Genomic DNA, 18,439 nt, shown 5'->3' with positions numbered 1-18,439 from the left:
TTGCGTTCGAGACCATCGTGCGACTTCATGTCGACATGAAGTCAATCGGGGAGGCCGCGGCGCGGTTCGGGCTCGACACGCACGTGCTGCGCTACTGGGAGGACGAAGGGCTGTTGCATCCGGATCGGGATGCCGGCGGCCGACGCCGCTACTCGGACGACGACAGCGTCCGGATCGCGATCATCCTGCGCAACAAGGCCGCGGGAATGTCGCTCGAGCAGATCCGCGTCCTGCTCGAGCGGGATGCGCCGGATCGGCACCGTGTGCTGGAGGAGCACATCGCCGAACTCGATCGTCGTGCCGCCGACATCGCGGAGGCGAGGGCGATGACCGAGCATGCGCTGAGGTGCCGATCGCACGACATCACGCAGTGCCCGCGCTTCCGCAGCCATGTGTCCGACGTCCTGTCGGGAGAGGCGCAGTGGCTGCTTGTCCACACCGAGCCGCCCCGCGATCGTCCCGCGAACTAGCATGAATCGGTGACCACCCCGCCTCTTTCCGCCGAGCAGCAGGCGCTGTTCCGGCTGATCGAAGACACGCGGGAGCACGTCTTCGTGACCGGGCGCGCGGGCACGGGAAAGTCGACGCTGCTGCAGCACCTCGCGTGGAACACGCAGAAGCAGATCGCCGTGTGCGCACCGACGGGCGTGGCGGCGCTCAACGTCGAGGGGCAGACGATCCACTCGCTGTTCCGTCTGCCGATCGGCCTGATCGCGAACGGCGACATCGACCAGAACGACGCGACCCGCAAGATCCTGAACGCGATCGACACGCTCGTGATCGACGAGATCTCGATGGTGAACGCCGACCTCATGGATGCCATCGACCGGTCGCTCCGTCAGGCGCGGGGTCGGCGCGCCGAGCCCTTCGGCGGCACTCAGATCGTCATGTTCGGCGACCCGTACCAGCTCGCCCCCGTCCCCCCGCGCGGTGACGAGGCGCGCTATATCCGCGACCACTACCGCTCGTTCTGGTTCTTCGACGCGAAGGTGTGGTCGGGCGAGGCGGCGAGCGACGGGCTGATCGACATCGGGCGCCACGGGGCCGACCTGCACGTCAACGAGCTCGTCGAGATCCACCGGCAGTCCGACCCGGGCTTCAAGACGCTGCTCAACGCGGTGCGCTACGGGCGCGTGACGGCCGAGATGGCCGGCATCCTGAACACCGCCGGAGCCCGCACGCCCCCGCACCCGGCCGACGGCGAGCACCCGATCATCACGCTGGCGACGCGCAACGATCGCGTCAATAGCATCAACCGGCGCCATCTCGAGGAGCTCGTGGGGCGCACGCAGACCGCGAACGCCGAGATCTCGGGCGACTTCGGACGCGGTGAGGCGAACTATCCCGCCGAGATGGAACTCACGCTCAAGGTGGGGGCGCAAGTGATGTTCCTCCGCAACGACTCCGCGCAGTTCGGCGAGGCGCCGCGGTGGGTCAACGGCACGATCGGCACGGTGACGCGCATCGCGGGCGACAGCGTGCGGGTCGAGGTCGACGGCATCCAGCACGATGTCGAACCCGCCGTGTGGGAGAGGTACCGCTACGCGTACGACCCGGGGACGAAGAACCTCTCGCGCGAGATCGTCGCGGAGTTCACGCAGTTCCCGCTCCGGCTCGCGTGGGCCGTCACGATCCACAAGTCGCAGGGCAAGACGTACGACCGCGCGGTCGTCGACCTGGGTGCCGGGGCCTTCGCGCCCGGGCAGACCTACGTCGCGCTCAGTCGCCTGACGTCTCTCGACGGCCTCTACCTGTCACGGCCGCTGCGCCCGAGCGACATCCGCGTCGACGAGGACGTGCGCCGCTTCATGAAGCAGGCGTGGCTCGGACGCCAGCAGGGCGATCGCGCTCAGGCGACCTGAGCCGCCTTGGCGCGCGCGAGGTCGGCGAACAGCTCGGTGTTGAACCGGTACGCCACCAGCACCTCGTCGATGACGCGCGCCTTCTCGTCGTCATCCCACGGGACGGCGTCGAGCTGCTCGCGGTAGACATTCTTGAAGGCTCTCGGGTCGGCGATGTCGCCGAACAGGAAGAACCCGATCCCGTTCGTGTCGAAGCCGAAGCGGCGCTGCATGAGGCGACCGATGAACGGTCCGCCCGACAGGTCGCCGAGGTAGCGCGTGTAGTGGTGCGCGACGAAGCCCCCCGGCCAGGTCGCGGCGACGCGGCGGATCCGCGACACGTACGCCTGCGTGGTGGGCAGGGGGTTGATCTGCCCACGCCAGTCGGAGCCGAGGAGGAACGCGAGGTCGGCCTCCAGGGCGGGCAGGCGGGTGAGCTTGTCGCTGAGGAACACGGATGCCACCGGGTCGTGGCGCATGCGCTCGCCGGCCGTCTCGAGGGCCTCGTAGATGAACCACTGCTGCGCGATGAGGGCGATGTAGTCGTCGCGGGATCCCGTGCCGTTGAGGAGGTCGGTCATGAAGCCGTCGCACTCGCTCGTCGAATGCGCGCTGGTGGAACAGCGCTCGCGCAGAGCGGCGGAGAACGGGACGACGGCGTTCATGGGGACATCATACGCACAGGGTTAGGTGAACCTAACCCCCGATTTCCTGTGGTTTCGCCGCTGATCGGCGCACCGCCGAGCGCTCGCGGCGAGATGTGATGCAGACGTGACGCTGCCCGGGCGCAAGCGGCAAGTCGCTTCGGGCGGCGTGTGTTTGAATTCTTGGAGCGCGCGATTCGTCGCGCGCGGATTCCAGGGGGTTCGATATGGGGACATGGCGTCGGTCTGCTGCGGCCGCGATCGCCGGCGCGAGCGTCCTCGCGGTGATCCTGAGCGGGTGCACCGCCGAGAGCTCCGTGTCCATCGACGTCCCGGCCCAGGTCGACGCGCCGCTGCCCGACCAGACGGTCACCGAGTTGCGCGACGCCGTCACGACCGCCATGGCCGCGACCGGATCGAGCGGCGCCATCGTCGGCGTGTGGGCGCCCTGGAGCGGGAGTTGGGTGTCGGGCCTGGGCACGCAGGGACCGGGCGGCGCCGAGGTCTCGACCGACCTGGACTTCCGTGCCGCCGATGTCACCGGCGCGATGACCTGCGACGTGCTGTACGAGCTCGCCGCCAGCGGCACGGTCAAGCTCGACGACCCGGTGACGACGTGGGTCAGCAACCTCCCCGGGTATGACGACATCACGCTGCGCATGCTCTGCAACGGCACCTCGGGGCTCGGCTCCTACTCGTCCGTGCTGCAGGGGAGCGAGCTGAACAACCCCGACCGGGCGTGGAACCCGCGCGAGCTGCTCGCGTACGGCATCGCGAGCCCTCGGCTGAACCCCCCGGGCGCGGCGTTCGCCGACTCGGACACGAACTACCTGATCGCCGGTCTGGCCGCCGAGCGCGCGACCGGGGAGACGCTCTCGGACCTCATCCGCGAGCGCGTCGCAGAACCCCTCGGGCTGTCGAACACGAGCCTGCCGGGGTCGGCGGCTGCCGCGCCCTCGTCGACCGCCCTCGAGGGGTTCCGCTCGCAGCAGCTCCCCGAGGGCGGATGGACCTGCGATCAGCCCCAGGACGTCACCGTGACCTCGTCGAGCTACGGCGGCGCCGCCGCGGGAGCCGTGACCGACATCACCGACCTCGGCCGCTACACGCAGGCGCTCGCCGCCGGCTCCCTGCTGCCCGAGGGGAGCGACAGGTTCTCGTCGCCCCTCCCCGTGAGCGCCGACGACCCGACGTGGTTCACCGCGGCGGGCGGCGCATACCAGGCCGGTTCGCTCATCGGGCAGTTCGGTGCGACGGCGGGTTACATGGTCGGCTCGTTCGCCGACCCCAAGACCGGCATGGCCGTCTCGGTGGTGCTGAACAACTCGGCGGGCAACCCCAAGACCGCCGCGTGGCTCAGCTGGGAGCTCGCGGCGATCGCGTCGAAGGCTCCGGCGGCTTCGGGGCAGACCGCCCCCGAGGCGGGACTGCCCTGGACGGCCCAGCAGATGCGCGACAGCATCGTCGGCAACGCCATCTGCACCGTCCCCGCACAGTGACGCCGGAATGAGGGCGGCCGGCGGGCCGCGGTCGGCCGCGGCGCTGGTGCTGATCGGGCTCGCGTGCCAGGAGGTCGGCGCCTCGTTCGCCGTCATGCTGTTCCCGCAGACGGGACCGCTCGGCATCGTCATGCTGCGCCTGCTGTTCTCGGCAACGCTTCTGCTGATCATCGCCCGACCGCGGTGGCGCGGTCACTCGCCGGCGCATTGGCGCGAGGTCGTGGCCTTCGGTCTCGTCCTCGCCACGATGAACGGACTGTTCTACCTCGCGCTCGAGCGGCTCCCGCTGGGCGTGACCGTGACCATCGAGGTGCTCGGCCCCCTCACGCTCTCGATCATCACGGCGACGGGCCCGGCGCGCTGGCTCTGGGCGGGACTCGCGCTCGCCGGCGTCGTGGCGCTGGGCGCGGGCGGGTGGGACCGGCTCGACCCTCTCGGCGTGCTGTTCGCGCTCGGCGCGGCGGTGAGCTGGGCGCTGTACATCCTCGCGTCGGCGCGCGTCGGGCGAGCCTTTCCCCGCCTCGACGGCCTGGCGCTCGCGATGGCCGTCGGGGCGATCGCGGCCCTGCCGTTCGGCATCGCGCAGGCCGGCGAGGTGCTCCTCCGCCTCGACATCCTCGCCCTCGGCGCCGCGGTCGCCGTGCTGTCGTCGACCGTGCCCTACGCGCTCGAGCTCATCGCTCTCCGACGCCTGCCGGCTTCGGCCTTCGCCATCCTCATGAGCCTCGGCCCCGCGACGGCCTCGACGGCGGGATTCCTCCTCCTCGGCCAGCACCTCTCGTGGCTCGAGGTGGGCGGTATCGCCCTGGTCATCGCGGCGAGCATCGGAGCCGTGACAGCGGCCGCCCGGCGCGCGCCCGGGGCACGGCATCCGGGATCCGACCCGAACGAGCCGTTGAGCGAGCCCGTCGGCTGAGCCCGGGATGCCATGGGCCGGCGGGCCGCGCAAGGGGGCGGGGCGGTGCGGGGTCGACGGTCAGCATGGGCGTATGAGCGAACGCAGCGATGACGACGAACAGACCCGCGCCGAGTTCGGGGAGGCCGTGAACATGACGGCCACCGAGCTGTCGGACTGGCTGGAGACCGACGAGTCCCGCGGCGTCGGACAGAAGAAGGACGGCGGGGAGTCGACCGGGCACGAGAGCGGTCGGCACATCGTGCGGATACTCAAGAAGAAGAAGGCCGACCTCACCGACGCCGACATCGCGCACATGCGGAAAGTGGTCGGATACGTCAAGCGGCACGGAGCCCAGCGCCCGAAGGGCGACATCACCGACACCGACTGGCGATACTCCCTCATGAACTGGGGGCACGATTCGAAGAAGGCCTAGGGCATCGACCTCGTGCCGGTGCCCGGCGCTGTGACTCCCGCCTGAAGGCGGGTACCACGTCATCGCCCGGCCACCTGCGGGGCGTAGAACTGATACATGCCCATCATCGACAGCGCCGTGTACGTCGACGGCCACCGCATCGAGAACCCCGCCAGCCTCGACCAGACGTTCGAGTACATGGAGGCTCACGGCGGGATGGCCTGGATCGGGCTGTTGCGCCCCTCGCCCGAAGAGCTCGAACGCGTCGCGGCGGAGTTCTCGCTGCACCCCCTCGCGGTCGAGGACGCGCTGGCCGGGCACCAGCGCTCGAAGCTCGAGCGGTACGGCGGCAATCTCTTCGCGGTGCTGCGTCCCGCCCGGTACATCGACGAGACCGAGACCGTCGAGTTCGGCGAGCTGCACGTGTTCGTGGGCGAGGACTACGTCGTGACGGTGCGTCACGCCGAGGTGCCCGACCTGGCCCGCGTGCGGCACCGGCTCGAGGAGCAGCCCGAGCTCCTCGCCCGGGGCCCCGAGGCGGTGCTCTACGCGATTCTCGATGAGGTCGTCGACCAGTACGACCCCGTCGCGCGTGGGCTGCAGAACGACGTCGACGAGATCGAGGATCAGCTCTTCGGGGTCGGCGGCGCGGAGCTGACGCAGCGCATCTACGAGCTCGCTCGCGAGGTCATCCACTTCCAGCGTGCGACCGAACCCCTGCGCGACATGCTCCAGGCGCTGCTGCGCGGTGCCGAGAAGTACGGCGTCGACATCGAACTGCAGCGGTCGCTGCGCGACGTCCTCGACCACGTCCTGCGCCAGTGCGACAAGCTGACGTCGATGCGTTCGATCCTCGACAACGCCCTGACCGTCAACGCGACGCTCGTCACGCAGCGGCAGACCGAGACGTCGCTCGAGCAGAACGAGCAGGTCAAGAAGATCTCCGGATGGGCGGCGATCCTCTTCGGACCCTCGCTGATCGGCGGGATCTACGGCATGAACTTCAAGAACATGCCCGAGCTCAACTGGGAGTTCGGCTACCCGATGGCGCTCGTGCTCATGGTGCTCGTATCGGCGGGGCTGTGGCTGACGTTCAAGGTGAAGAAGTGGCTGTAGCCCGCGGCATCCGGAATCCCGACACTCGGCGCGCTTGCTGGACAGGGGCTGCGTGAAACGAATGATGGGTACGTGAACGACTCCACCCCCCGCGCCGGCGACGCTGCCGAGCAGATCCACACCTCGACCGTTCAGCTCGAGGACGCCGGATACCACAAGCGACTCACGTCGCGTCAGGTGCAGATGATCGCCATCGGCGGTGCCATCGGAACCGGTCTCTTCCTCGGTGCCGGCGGGCGCCTCGCTCAGGCCGGACCCGCGATCGTCATCTCGTACGCGGTGTGCGGGCTCTTCGCGTTCTTCATCCTCCGGGCGCTCGGCGAGCTCGTCCTGCATCGCCCCACCTCGGGCTCATTCGTCTCCTACGCGCGCGAGTTCTTCGGCGAGAAGGCGGCGTTCGTCTCGGGCTGGTTCTACTGGATCAACTGGGCGACCACGACCATGGTCGACATCACCGCCGCCGCGCTCTACATGAACTTCTTCGGCAAGTACGTGCCGTGGATCGCCGCGGTGCCGCAGTGGGCCTGGGCACTCGCCGCGCTCGTCACGGTGCTCGCGGTCAACCTCGTGTCGGTGAAGGTGTTCGGCGAGCTGGAGTTCTGGTTCGCGCTCATCAAGGTCACGGCGCTCGTCGCGTTCCTGCTCGTGGGCATCTACTTCGTCGTGTTCGGCACCCCCAACGGTGCGCCCGTCGGCTTCTCGCTCATCGCCGACAACGGGGGCTTCTTCCCCAACGGCATCCTGCCCGCAATCATCCTCATGCAGGGCGTCGTGTTCGCGTACGCCTCGATCGAGCTCGTCGGAACCGCGGCGGGCGAGACGAAGAACCCCGAGAAGGTCATGCCGCGCGCGATCAACTCGGTCATCTTCCGCGTCGCGATCTTCTACGTCGGGTCGGTGCTCCTTCTCGCGCTGCTGCTGCCGTACACCGCGTACTCGAAGGACGAGAGCCCCTTCGTGACCTTCTTCGCCTCGATCGGGGTTCCGGGCGTCGACGTGATCATGAACCTCGTCGTGCTCACCGCCGCCCTGTCGTCGCTCAACGCGGGGCTGTACTCGACCGGTCGCATCCTGCGCTCGATGGCGGTGGCGGGATCCGCGCCGAAGTTCGCGTCCCGCATGAACAAGGCCGGCGTCCCCTACGGCGGCATCGCGATCACCGCGGTCGTGGCGCTGTTCGGTGTCGTGATCAACTACGTCAACCCGAGCGACGCGTTCGAGACGGTGCTGAACGTCGCCGCCGTCGGCATCCTGGTCACCTGGGCGACCATCATGCTCTGCCAGATGAAGTTCAAGCGCCTGGCCGATCGCGGAGAGCTGGTCCGCCCGAGATTCCGGCTCTTCTGGGCGCCGTACACGGGGTACGCGACGCTGGTGTTCCTCGCGATCGTGTTGGTGCTGGTGTTCATCGACTCGCCCGCGACGCTGGTCGTCGCGATCGTCGCGAGCCTGCTCATCACGGCCGGATGGTTCGCGTGCCGCAAGCGCATCGCCGAGCTCGCCGCCGAGCGCGAGGGCTACACGGGGACGGTGCCGGTGGTGCCGAGCCCCTTCCCCCAGCCGCGCGAAAAGAACGCGCGCGGCAAGAAGGACTGAGCCCCTCGCGGGGGTGACGCGGCGCCCGGGCTTCGGCTCGGGCGCCGCTGTCGTGTGCGCGGCAACGTGCGTTGTGTGTCCAGAACACCCGGACGTTTTCGATTTCGGTCCGGGTGTTGTGGACACTCAATAGGGTGGGGCGCCCGGATGCCGGCATCCCGGCGCTCGCGTTCTCGTTCGGGCGTCGCGCGCCCGCGCTCCGGGTCGGGTCGCGTCGGGTCGGGTCGGGTCGGGTCGGTTGAGTGTCCAGAACACCCGGACGTTTTCGATTTCGGTCCGGGTGTCGTGGACACTCGAGGGGGCGTGCGGGCGGAGGTCAGGGTGCGTGCGCCGGTCAGGCGTCGAAGGGCCAGCCGCAGTACGCCTCGGCGAGGTAGGCGCGGCCGTGCTCCGACTCAACGACGGTGCGCAGCTCGCCGAGCTGGCGGCGGCGGTCGAAGTCGGTGGCATCCGGAGCCACGTGGAGGAGGCTCGTCATCCACCACGAGAAGTGCTGGGCCTTCCAGATGCGTCGGCTCGCGGTCTCGGGATAGGCGTCGAGCAGACGCTCGTCGCCGTCGAGCAGCAGGGCGCCGAGGGCGGCGGCGAGCAGGCGCACGTCGGCGATCGCGAGGTTCATGCCCTTCGCGCCGGTGGGCGGGACGGTGTGCGCCGCGTCGCCCACGAGCGCGACGCGACCGCGGCGGAGCTCGTGCGCGACGAAGCTGCGGAAGCGCAGGACGTCACGCTGGAAGATCGGGCCCTGCTTCAGAGTCGTGCCGGGGACGCGCTTCTGCAGTTCGTCCCACAGCTGCTCCTCGCTGAACGCCGCGGTGTCGGTCTCGGGGTCGCACTGGAAGTACATGCGCTGCACCGTGTCGGAGCGCTGGCTGACGAGCGCGAAACCGTCGGGGGAGTTGCTGTAGATCAGCTCCTCGCTGCTGGGCGGGGCTTCGCACAGGATGCCGAACCAGGCGAAGGGGTACTCGCGGAAGTACCCGCCGGTGCTCGACCCGGTCACGGTGGCACGGGCGACGCTGCGCGAGCCGTCGGACCCGACGACGAACTCGGCCTCGATCTCGAGAGGATTCCCTTCGGCATCGCGCGCGATCACCCGCGGGCGCTCGCCGTTCTCGATGCCTTCCGCGGTGACGCCGAAGCGCAGGTCCTGGCCGGCGGCCAGACGCGCGGCGATGAGGTCCTTCAGCACCTCGTGCTGCGGGTAGAGCCACACCGCCCGGCCCACGGTCGCGGCGAAGTCGATGCGGTGCCCCTCGCCCTCGAAGCGCAGCTCGATGCCGTCGTGGCGATGGCCGACCGTCCGGGCGCGCGAGGCCTCGCCGATCGTGTCGAGCAGCTCCACCGTGCCCTGTTCCAGGATGCCGGCCCGGATCGTGCTCTCGATCTCGTCGCGCGAGCGCTGGTCGATGACGACGGAGTCGATGCCCGCCTGATCGAGCAGGTGCGACAGCAGGAGGCCGGCGGGGCCGGCGCCGACGATGGCGACACGGGTGCGGACGGTGGTGGTCATGGCGTCTCCTTCGACGGTGGCTGTGTCGATGGTGCCGTTCCCGCGGGCTCCCCGCCGCAGTGCTCTCATTGAACGGGATGTGGCTCGGTGTGGTCCATGTGCAGGACGGGGTGGCTGGCGGGGCGCCCCGTGCGGCTCTTCGGGTGACTCGCGCCCCATGGATCATGCACATGGACGCGCGACGTGCGCGGCGGGGCGGGGAGCGCGGGCGGGGGTCAGCGCCGATAGCCGAGGGTGCGCTCGGTGTCGCGGGCGGCGCGGTGGAGCTCGACGAGGGCGAACTGCGTCTCGGCGTCGCGGGGCAGAACCACCGACAGCGCCGCGATCACGGCGCCGGTCTCGTCGCGCACGGGCACGGCGACGCCGGTGGAGACCTCGTCGACGTATCCGGGGGCGATCACGCGCCCCAGCGTGCGGATCTCGGCGAGCGTGCGCCGGAGCGCCGCCGGGTCGACGATCGTCTCGGGGGTCACGCGCGGAAGGGGGCCGGCGAGCACCCGCTCCTGCAGGTCGCGCGGGGCGAAGGCGAGCAGGACGAGTCCCGACGACGAGGCGTGCACGGGCAGGCGGCCCGCGACGCGCGTGATGTTCGCTCCCGAGTCGGGGGCGCTGAGCCGCTCGAGGAACAGCGCCTCGTCGTGCTCGAGGATCGCGAGCTGCGTGTGCTCGCGCACGCGCTGCTGCACGCGCTCCATATACGGCAGCGCCGCTTGGCGCAGGCGCAGGGCGTGCGACGACCGGGTCGCCAGTTCCCACAGCCGCATCCCCACGCGCACGCGTCGCTCGTCGTCGCGCTCGAGCAGGCCGGCGTCGACCAGCTCGTTCACGATTCGGTGCGCCGACGAGCTCGGTAACCCCGCGCGTCGGCCGATATCGGCGGTCGTCTGGGCGGTGCGGGTGGGGGTGAACGTCTCGAGGATGCGCACCAGCCGGTCGGTGACCGAGTCGCCCGAGGGGGAGTTCGCCATGGGCTCAGGATGCCACGATTCCCATTGAGCGGGAACACTACGCTGTCCTCAAGGTCGGTGTCGGACGATGGTCTGGTCGAAGGAGACCCCATGACGCACACCCCCGCCGCGGCGCCCGAAACGCTGCTCGCCGCTCCCGATCAGGCCACGCAGGACCAGATCGTCGACGAGATCCGCACCCGTCACGCCGAGCTCGACGCACTCGAGGCGGCGGGGGAGCGGGTCGCCGCGACCGCCCACGACTTCCCCGCGTACCGCTCGAGCGTGCTGCGGCACCCCACGAAGAACCCGAAGCTCGTCGACCCCGAGACGATCGAGCTTTTCTCGCCCGCGTTCGGACAGCGCGACGTCGCCGCGATCGAGTCCGACCTCACCCTGCAGCACGCCGGCGAGCCGCTCGGCGAGCGCATGAGCGTGCAAGGGCGTCTGCTCGACTCGTGGGGGCGACCGATCGCGAACCAGCTCATCGAGATCTGGCAGGCCAACTCGGCGGGGCGCTACATCCACCAGCGCGATCAGCACCCCGCCCCCCTCGACCCCAACTTCACCGGTGCGGGGCGCGCGATCACGAACGCGAACGGCGAGTACCGCTTCACCACGATCAAGCCCGGCCCCTACCCGTGGAAGAACCACCGCAACGCCTGGCGCCCCGCGCACATCCACTTCTCGGTGTTCGGCTCGTCGTTCACGCAGCGCCTGGTGACGCAGATGTACTTCCCGGGCGACCCGCTCTTCGCGCTCGACCCGATCTACAACACCATCCACCGGCAGAAGGACCGCGACGCCCTCATCGGCGTCTACGACCACGACCTCACCTCGCCCGAGTGGGCGACGGGCTATCGCTTCGACATCGTCGTCGACGGCCCGGATCAGACGTACTTCGAGCAGGAGGGCGACGAGTGATGAGCACCCCCGCCAAGACCCACCGCGCCACCCCCGGCCAGACCGTGGGCCCGTTCTTCGCGTACGGCCTCGAGTACCCGAAGCAGCACGAGGTCGTGTTCCCGCACTCGCCCGGGGCGATCGTGCTGGGCGGCACCGTGTTCGACGGGGCGGGAGCGCCTGTCCCCGACGCGCTGGTCGAGATCTTCGGGGCGGATGCCGACGGCTCCGTGCCGCGGGCGCGGGGCGCGTTCCGCCGCGACGACCACACGTTCACCGGCTTCGGCCGCGCGTTCACCGACGACGAAGGGCACTTCGAGTTCTGGACGCGGGAGCCCGGTGGCATCCGGGATCGTCCGGGCTTCTTCGCGGCGATCGTGTTCGCACGCGGGTTGCCCGACAAGTTGCACACCCGCATCTACGTGCCGGGCGACGATGCGGCGCTCGCCGCGGATCCCCTGCTGTCCTCGCTCGACGCGGGCGAGCGCGCTAGCCTCGTGGCGACGCGAACGCCCGAGGGGAACCTCCACCACGACATCCGGTTGCAGGGCGAGAAGGAGACGGTCTTCCTTGCCTTCTGATCCCCTCGTGCCCATCGACCTCGGGCTGCTGTCGCCCGTGACCGTGGGGCACGACGCTCTGGTGTCGGACTCGTTCGTGCTGAGCGCGCTCGTTCGCGCGGAATGCGCTCTCGTCGCCGCGTACGAGGAAGTGGGCGTCGCCCCGCGCGAGGCTCGCCGCGACATCGACCACACCTTCGGCATCGACGAGAAGTACGGCAATCCGGCCGCGGGTCTCGAGGTCGACCGTCTCATCACGGAGTCGGTGAGCGGGGGCAACCCCGTGATCCCGCTCGTGGGCATGCTGAAGGCGCAGGTGACGGCGGAGCATCGGGCGTGGATCCATCGCGGGGCGACGAGTCAGGACATCCTCGACACGGCGCTGATGATCGTCGCGCGCCGGGCGATGGACCAGGTGCGCTCGTCGCTGCGCATCGCGGGGGAGTGGGCACGGCACCTCGCCGTCACCCACGCCGACGACGTCTCGGCCGCACGCACCCTCACCCAGCACGCCGTCCCCACGACCCTGGGCGCGCGTGCCGCGACCTGGGCGCGCGGTATCGAGCGGGCGTCGCGGCGGCTCGAGAACCTGGAGTACCCCGCGCAGCTCGGCGGGGCGGGCGGCACGCTCGCATCGTTCGTCGAGATCACCGGCTCCGAAGAGACCGCGGCGGCGCTCCCCGCCGCTTTCGCGCGGGCGCTCGATCTCGACGCGCCGGATGCGCCGTGGCACGTGACGCGCTGGCCGATCACCGAGCTCGGCGACGCGCTCGTGCAGGCCATCGACGCCCTCGGCAAGGTCGCGGGCGACGTGGCGACTCTCAGTCGCACCGAGATCGGCGAGGTGTCGGAGGGCGTGGGCGGCGGCTCCTCGGCCATGCCGCAGAAGCAGAACCCGGCGGAGGCGGTCCTCATCCGCTCCGCGGCCCTTCGCGCGCCGCAGCTCGGCGCGACGCTGCACCTCGCGGCATCCCTCGCCGTCGACGAACGCCCCGACGGGGCGTGGCACGCCGAATGGCCGACCCTGCGGGAGCTGCTGCGGCTCGCACTCGGCGCGACGCGGCACGCGGCGTCGATGCTCGCGCACCTGCGGGTCGACTCCGCGGCGGCGGAGACCAACGCCGGCCTGACCGGCGGGCGCCTCGTGAGCGAACGCCTGCGCGGCGTGCTCGTCCCGCTGATCGGGGCCGAGCGCTTCGCCGCGCTGCTCGCGGGCGACGCCGACCTCGCCGGCGCCCTGAAGACGATGCCCGAGGCTGCGGGTCTCGACGTCGACGCCCTCCTCGATCCCCGGGCCTACGTGGGCCTGGCTCCGTGGATGGCGCGGGCCGGCGCCGGGGCTGCGCAGGATCGCCGTGACCATACGAGACCGGATGCCGACGAAGACGGGGTGGAACGATGACCGCGATGCCGCTGATCTCGCTGACCGAGCCGGTCGGGCCGGCGGGGGCGCCCCTCGTCGTGCTCGGCCCGTCGCTCGGCACCTCGACGATCCTGTGGGACGACGTCCTGCCGCTGCTCGCCGACGACTATCGCGTCGCCGCGTGGGACCTGCCCGGTCACGGCGCGGGGCCGATCGCGCGAAAGGCGTTCACGGTCGCCGACCTCGCGGATGCCGTGGCTGCGGCCGTGCCTGACGAGACGTTCCTCTACGCCGGCGTCTCGCTCGGCGGGGCGACCGGCCTCGAACTGGCGCGCCGGCACGGCGACCGGGTGCGGGCCGCCGCGATCGTGGCATCCGGAGCCCAGCTCGGCGACCCCGACGCATGGCACGACCGAGCCGCGCAGGCACGGGCCCAGAGCACGTCGAGCCTCATCATCGCCTCGGCGCAGCGCTGGTTCGCCCCCGACTCCATCGCGCGGCGGCCCGAGCTGACCGGGCGCCTGCTGCACGCGCTGCAGGATGCCGACGACGACAGCTACGCGCGCTGCTGCGAGGCGCTCGCCGCATACGACGTCCGCCCCGTGCTCGGGGAGATCGCGGTGCCGGTGCTCGCCGCGTGGGGCGCGTTCGACGCCGTCGCTCCCGAGGCCAAGGCCGCGGAGATCGTCGCCGGGGTCCGCGACGGGCGCATCGCGCGCATCGACGACGCCGGGCACCTCCCGCCCGCCGAGCAGCCCGAGGCCGTGGCGGCGCTGCTGCGGTCGTTCTTCGCCTCGGTCTCGACAGAGGCCGCCTCTCGAGGGGACGCCTGATGACCACCGACCAGGAACGCTACGACCAGGGCATGACGGTGCGCCGCGAGGTGCTCTCGGACACGCACGTCGACCGCGCGACCGCCGCCGCGACCGAGCTCACCGCCGACTGGCAGGACTTCATCACCCGTGTGGCGTGGGGCGACGTCTGGTCGCGTCCGGGCCTGGACCGGCGGTCGCGGTCGGTGGCGGTGCTGTCGTCGCTCATCGCGCACGGGCACCACGAGGAGCTCGCGATGCACCTGCGCGCCGCGATCCGCAACGGCCTCACGATCGACGAGATCCGCGAGGTCATCCTGCAGTCGGCGATCTACTCCGGCGTGCCGGCGGCGAACACGGCGTTCCGCATCGCGAGCGAGGTGTTCGCGGACCACGCGTGAGGGCAGGGGTCGGGCGACTCGTGTCCCACTTTGTGCAGGTAGAGCGCGCCCCGATCGCACATTTCGGGACATCGTCCGCGTGCGGCGGATGTTCGAGCGCGGGGTGCGCGATGGTGATGTGCGGCATCACAACCCCTTATGTCTGAAACAGACTAAAGAGAGGTAACGTCGAAGCGAACCCCACAGAGAGTGAGCGACGATGCTTCTCGAAAGAGACCTCATCCAGTCCGTCGGATTCCGCAACGTCCGCGAGAACGGCGAGATCACCGGCTTCCAGTTCCGCGTCCGGATGCCGTCGTACCGCGGCATGGCCGCCTCGTTGATCGACGGGATCGGCGTGAGCATCCCCGGGCTCGTCGACGTCGCGCCCGACGTGCCGCTGTGGACGCTGCAGGGCGGCACCTACACACTCGCGGAGCTGTGGGACGGCGACGGCGTCCGCTGGCCGCTCGAGGACGCCGCGATCATCACGGTGCCGCTTGCCGGCGGCCTCCCCGACGGCGTGCACGAGCTGTCGATCGAGCTGCGACTGCGCATGTCGTACATCCCGCAGGAGCACCAGCCGAGCACCTACCGCGTCACCAAGCACGTCACGCTCGCGCCCGAGGCATCCGGTGCCCCCTTCCGCTACGGCGTCTCGCTGTACAGCTACATGAGCGATTTCGGCACGGTCATGGACCTCGAGACCGCGATGGCCTCGATCGCCGACCTCGGTGCGACGGGCCTGGAGATCCTCGGCGAAGCGCACATCCCGAACTACCCGAACCCGTCCGACGAGTGGGTCGAACAGTGGTTCGCTCTGCTGCAGAAGTACGGCCTCGAGCCCACGAACTACGGCTCGTGGATCGACACGCGCCTGCACTCCAGCGGCCCGAACGGCCGTGACATGACGGTGGAGGAGGGGGCAGCCGCTCTCCAGCGCGACCTGCGTCTCGCGAAGCGCCTCGGCTTCCGCTTCGTGCGGCCGAAGATCGGCGTCGTCTCGAGCGACCTCATCCCGCACCCGATCTGGACCGAGGTCGTCGAGGCATCCCTCCCGCTCGCCGAAGAGCTCGACGTCATCATCTGCCCAGAGATCCACTCGCCGACCCCCATCAAGCACGAGGTCGTGGACGACTACATCTCGCTCATCAAGCGCACGGGTACGAAGCACTTCGGCCTGCTGCTCGACACCGGGATCTTCCAGGACCGCCCCATTCCGCTCAAGCCCGGCGAGCTGCCCGGCCAGCGCCCGGCGTTCCTCGACGGCATCCATGTCGACCCGAACGACGTGTTCGACGTGATCGAGAACGTCGTGTTCATCCAGGCGAAGTTCCACGACATCGACGAGGAGCTCGACGACAAGCAGATCCCGTGGGAGCCGGTGCTGAAGGCCCTCAAGGACGCGGGCTACACGGGCTACCTCTCGAGCGAGTACGAGGGCGAGCGCGAGCCGTGGCGCTCGATCGAGCAGGTGCGCCGCCAGCACTCGCTGATCCGCCAGATCGCGGACCGGATCTGAGGAACGCCATGCCCAACGGACTGATCCACGACGACAGTCTGCGCACGCACCCCGACGGGCTCGCGCTGCGCCTGACGATCCCCTGGTACCGCAGCCTCTGGCTGTCGTCGGTGACGACCCTCGCCCTCACCGTCGATGGAGAGCGGGTGGATGCCGACGACCTCCGCGTGGAGTTCGGTGACACCTCGTACCGCCTCGACGAGCTGCCCGAGCAGAGCGAACGGCTCTGGTTCCTGCAGGAGCACCCGCTCCTCATCGCGCGCCGCTCCGCTCCGGTCGCGCTCGGCGAGACCCACGACGTCGTGCTGCACGGCGAGCTGCGCCTGCCCTACATGCAGATCGCGCCCGGGGCCGACGGCGGCCCGGGGATGTACGTGCCGAACGTCGTGCACGACGTGAAGAGCCTCACGGTCGTCGCCGCGGATGCCGAGCCCCCGGCGCTCGTGTCCGAGGTGGCGCCCCCGCCGCCGGCCGTCGACGGCGACCCCTTCCAGCTCGGGCTCACGCTGTACTCGGCCAGCGCGGAGTTCCGCGCCGGGTGGTTCGACTTCGACGGGCTGCTCGACCGGGTCGCGGAGCTCGGGATCGGTCCGGGCATCGAGATCGTGGCATCCCAGATGGTGCCGACCTACCCCGTCGTCGGCGACGACTTCGTCCGCACGTGGCGCGACGCGTTCGACCGCCACGGGTTCGTCGAGAGCTCGTTCGGAGCCAACCTCGACATGGGGCGTCGGCGCGACCGCGACATGACGCCCGACGAGGAGTTCGCGTTCTCGAAGCTCATGTTCGAGGGGGCGAAGAAGCTCGGCTTCCCGCTCGTGCGCATCCAGAGCGCCAAGCCCGAGCTGCTGCGCCGGCTGCTGCCGATCGCCGAGGACCTCGAGCTGAAGCTCGCGTACGAGATCCACGCGCCCATGGGCCCGAACTCCGAGCCGATCCTGCGCGTGCGCGAGATCTACGCCGAGCTCGACTCGCCCCTGCTCGGCTTCGTCGCCGACTTCTCCTCCACCATGCACGCGATGTCGCCGACCCTGCTGCGGGCCGTCCGGCGCGCGGGTCTCGACGACGACGCGGTGGCGAAACTGCAAGAGATCTGGGCGACGGATGCCACGATGCAGGCGCGACAGCAGGAGTTCATCGCGTACCTCCGAGGGCGGGACTTCGACCCGGGCCGCCTGGGCTCGTTCGCGCACCTCGCGTTCAACATGCACGGGCACGTCGACCCGCGGGAGTGGGCCGACATCATGCCGCAGATCCTGCACGTGCACGCCAAGTTCTACGACATCGACGACGAGCGCCAGGAGCCGGCGATCGACTACCCCGAACTCGTGCGCGTGTTCGTCGAGGGCGGGTACCGCGGCTTCTGGTCGAGCGAGTGGGAGGGACACGCGTTCGCCGAGCTCGGCGAGGTCGACCCGCTGCTCCTCGTGCGGCGTCAGCACGACCTCATCCGGGCTTCGATGCGGGCTGTGCCGGCCGGCGTATGACCGACCTGCGCGCGCTGCCGTTCGCCGAGATGCTCGCGCATCTGCGCGAGCACGGTGAGCCGACCGATCCGCGGGACGACATCGACACGGCCTCGCTCGTGCGTCGATTCCCGCGTCTGGCCGCCGTCGAAACGCGCGACCTCACGGTCGACGGGGCCCGCGGGCCGCAGCCGGCGCGGCTGTACCGCGACCCGTCGGCGGCGCCGAGCGGGCGGGCCTTCGTGTGGGTGCACGGTGGTGCGTTCGTCGGCGGGTACCTCGACATGCCGGAGTCGCACTGGGTCGCCCTCGAACTGGCATCCCGTGGCATCCCGGTCCTGGCCCTCGACTACACGAAGTGCCTCGGCGAGGCGCACTTCCCCGTTCCATCCGACGACGTGCTCGCCGGATGGCGTCTGGCGCTCGAGAACGCGCACGAGTTCTTCGGGGTGGGTCCGGATGCCGTGGTCCTCGGCGGGGCGAGCGCGGGCGGCAACCTGGCGGTCGGCGTCGCCGCGCGACTCCGCGATGGAGCGGGCACGGCGCCCGCGGGGCTCGTCCCGGTGTATCCGGCGCTGCATCCAAACAGCGTCGACCCCGGCGCGCCGCTCGATCCCGCCTCGCCGATCGGCCGCATCTCGGAGAACTTCGCCGGGCCCGGCGGCATCCGTGATCCGTACGCCTTCCCGGGTCTCGGGCAGGGAGAGGGCTACCCCCCGACGCTGGTCGTCGTGTGCGAGCTCGACGAGCTGCGTCCCTCGGGAGAGGCGTTCGCCGAGATGGTGCGCGCCGCGGGCGGCGCGGTGGACGTGCACCTCGAGCCGGGCGCCGCGCACGGGCACATCAACGAGCCCGCGGATCCGACGGCGCTGCCGACCGTCGAGGCGATCGTCGCGTGGATCCGGCGGCTCCCTCTCGGCTGAGCCGTGGGTGTTCGGGTGCGCACGCCTTTACGAACAGGTGTGAGTGC

Annotated in this window: 18 protein-coding genes; 15 read left to right on the top strand and 3 right to left on the bottom strand. The window is 70.4% G+C overall.

The window, feature by feature from the left end:
- Positions 1–35 precede the first annotated feature (35 nt).
- Both NS283_RS06030 and NS283_RS06025 read left to right on the top strand, forming a co-directional pair.
- A complete protein-coding gene (locus tag NS283_RS06030) occupies positions 36–470 on the top strand; it encodes a MerR family transcriptional regulator (RefSeq protein ID WP_058595976.1) in 435 nt (144 codons plus the stop codon).
- A 9-nt stretch (positions 471–479) separates the two neighbouring features.
- Complete coding sequence (locus NS283_RS06025; RefSeq protein ID WP_058595975.1) at positions 480–1,862, top strand: ATP-dependent DNA helicase; 1,383 nt, start codon at positions 480–482, stop codon at positions 1,860–1,862.
- Here the strand turns inward: NS283_RS06025 and NS283_RS06020 are convergent.
- On the bottom strand, positions 1,850–2,506 hold the full coding sequence (locus NS283_RS06020; RefSeq protein ID WP_058595974.1) for a heme oxygenase (biliverdin-producing): 657 nt from the start codon (positions 2,504–2,506) through the stop codon (positions 1,850–1,852). The genes NS283_RS06025 and NS283_RS06020 overlap by 13 nt on opposite strands.
- 206 nt (positions 2,507–2,712) lie before the next feature.
- Here NS283_RS06020 and NS283_RS06015 point away from each other — a divergent pair, with 206 nt between their 5' ends.
- The 5 genes from NS283_RS06015 to NS283_RS05995 all read left to right on the top strand — a co-directional run bounded on the left by NS283_RS06015 (position 2,713) and on the right by NS283_RS05995 (position 8,006).
- Positions 2,713–3,984 (top strand): serine hydrolase domain-containing protein, encoded by a 1,272-nt coding sequence (locus tag NS283_RS06015; RefSeq protein WP_058595973.1) that lies wholly within the window; start codon positions 2,713–2,715, stop codon positions 3,982–3,984.
- 7 nt (positions 3,985–3,991) lie between these two features.
- The gene (locus NS283_RS06010; protein WP_058595972.1) at positions 3,992–4,900 is read left to right on the top strand and encodes an EamA family transporter; all 909 of its coding nucleotides are present in this window, start codon (positions 3,992–3,994) and stop codon (positions 4,898–4,900) included.
- Positions 4,901–4,973: 73 nt separating this feature from the next.
- Complete coding sequence (locus NS283_RS06005; protein WP_058595971.1) at positions 4,974–5,315, top strand: DUF3140 domain-containing protein; 342 nt, start codon at positions 4,974–4,976, stop codon at positions 5,313–5,315.
- Positions 5,316–5,411: 96 nt separating this feature from the next.
- Entirely contained in the window at positions 5,412–6,410 is a 999-nt protein-coding gene (gene corA / locus NS283_RS06000; RefSeq protein ID WP_058595970.1) for a magnesium/cobalt transporter CorA, read from the top strand.
- Positions 6,411–6,524: 114 nt separating this feature from the next.
- On the top strand, positions 6,525–8,006 hold the full coding sequence (locus NS283_RS05995; RefSeq protein ID WP_058595992.1) for an amino acid permease: 1,482 nt from the start codon (positions 6,525–6,527) through the stop codon (positions 8,004–8,006).
- A 334-nt stretch (positions 8,007–8,340) separates the two neighbouring features.
- On the opposite strand, the gene NS283_RS05990 is transcribed toward NS283_RS05995, so the two are convergent.
- Together NS283_RS05990 and NS283_RS05985 are read right to left on the bottom strand one after the other, a co-directional pair.
- Positions 8,341–9,516: a 4-hydroxybenzoate 3-monooxygenase gene (locus tag NS283_RS05990; RefSeq protein ID WP_058595969.1), complete on the bottom strand. Its 1,176-nt coding sequence runs from the start codon at positions 9,514–9,516 to the stop codon at positions 8,341–8,343.
- Positions 9,517–9,731: 215 nt separating this feature from the next.
- On the bottom strand, positions 9,732–10,484 hold the full coding sequence (locus NS283_RS05985) for an IclR family transcriptional regulator (protein ID WP_058595968.1): 753 nt from the start codon (positions 10,482–10,484) through the stop codon (positions 9,732–9,734).
- A gap of 90 nt (positions 10,485–10,574) precedes the next feature.
- Between NS283_RS05985 and pcaH the strand changes: the two genes are divergently transcribed.
- The 8 genes from pcaH (at position 10,575) to NS283_RS05945 (ending at position 18,392) form a co-directional block, all read left to right on the top strand.
- Positions 10,575–11,387 carry a protocatechuate 3,4-dioxygenase subunit beta gene (pcaH, locus tag NS283_RS05980; protein ID WP_058595967.1) on the top strand — a complete coding sequence of 271 codons (813 nt, stop codon included), beginning with the start codon at positions 10,575–10,577 and terminating at the stop codon, positions 11,385–11,387.
- Positions 11,387–11,947 (top strand): protocatechuate 3,4-dioxygenase subunit alpha, encoded by a 561-nt coding sequence (gene pcaG, locus NS283_RS05975; RefSeq protein WP_058595966.1) that lies wholly within the window; start codon positions 11,387–11,389, stop codon positions 11,945–11,947. Before pcaH ends, pcaG begins: the two co-directional genes overlap by 1 nt.
- A complete protein-coding gene (locus NS283_RS05970; RefSeq protein ID WP_058595965.1) occupies positions 11,937–13,328 on the top strand; it encodes a lyase family protein in 1,392 nt (463 codons plus the stop codon). Before pcaG ends, NS283_RS05970 begins: the two co-directional genes overlap by 11 nt.
- Entirely contained in the window at positions 13,325–14,122 is a 798-nt protein-coding gene (locus NS283_RS05965; RefSeq protein WP_058595964.1) for an alpha/beta fold hydrolase, read from the top strand. The genes NS283_RS05970 and NS283_RS05965 overlap by 4 nt, the downstream gene beginning before the upstream one ends.
- Complete coding sequence (gene pcaC, locus NS283_RS05960) at positions 14,122–14,502, top strand: 4-carboxymuconolactone decarboxylase (protein WP_058595963.1); 381 nt, start codon at positions 14,122–14,124, stop codon at positions 14,500–14,502. The genes NS283_RS05965 and pcaC overlap by 1 nt, the downstream gene beginning before the upstream one ends.
- A gap of 199 nt (positions 14,503–14,701) precedes the next feature.
- Positions 14,702–16,003, top strand: a complete 1,302-nt coding sequence (locus NS283_RS05955) for a C-glycoside deglycosidase beta subunit domain-containing protein (RefSeq protein ID WP_058595962.1) — start codon at positions 14,702–14,704, stop codon at positions 16,001–16,003.
- A gap of 8 nt (positions 16,004–16,011) precedes the next feature.
- Complete coding sequence (locus NS283_RS05950; protein WP_058595961.1) at positions 16,012–17,490, top strand: C-glycoside deglycosidase beta subunit domain-containing protein; 1,479 nt, start codon at positions 16,012–16,014, stop codon at positions 17,488–17,490.
- Complete coding sequence (locus tag NS283_RS05945) at positions 17,487–18,392, top strand: alpha/beta hydrolase (RefSeq protein ID WP_058595960.1); 906 nt, start codon at positions 17,487–17,489, stop codon at positions 18,390–18,392. The genes NS283_RS05950 and NS283_RS05945 overlap by 4 nt, the downstream gene beginning before the upstream one ends.
- Positions 18,393–18,439 lie beyond the last annotated feature (47 nt).

The sequence above is a fragment of the Microbacterium testaceum genome (assembly GCF_001476285.1).
In the GTDB taxonomy this organism is placed as follows: Bacteria; Actinomycetota; Actinomycetes; order Actinomycetales; family Microbacteriaceae; genus Microbacterium; species Microbacterium testaceum_B.
Note: the sequence above shows the minus strand (reverse complement) of the source record. Positions and strands in the feature narration are given on the sequence as shown.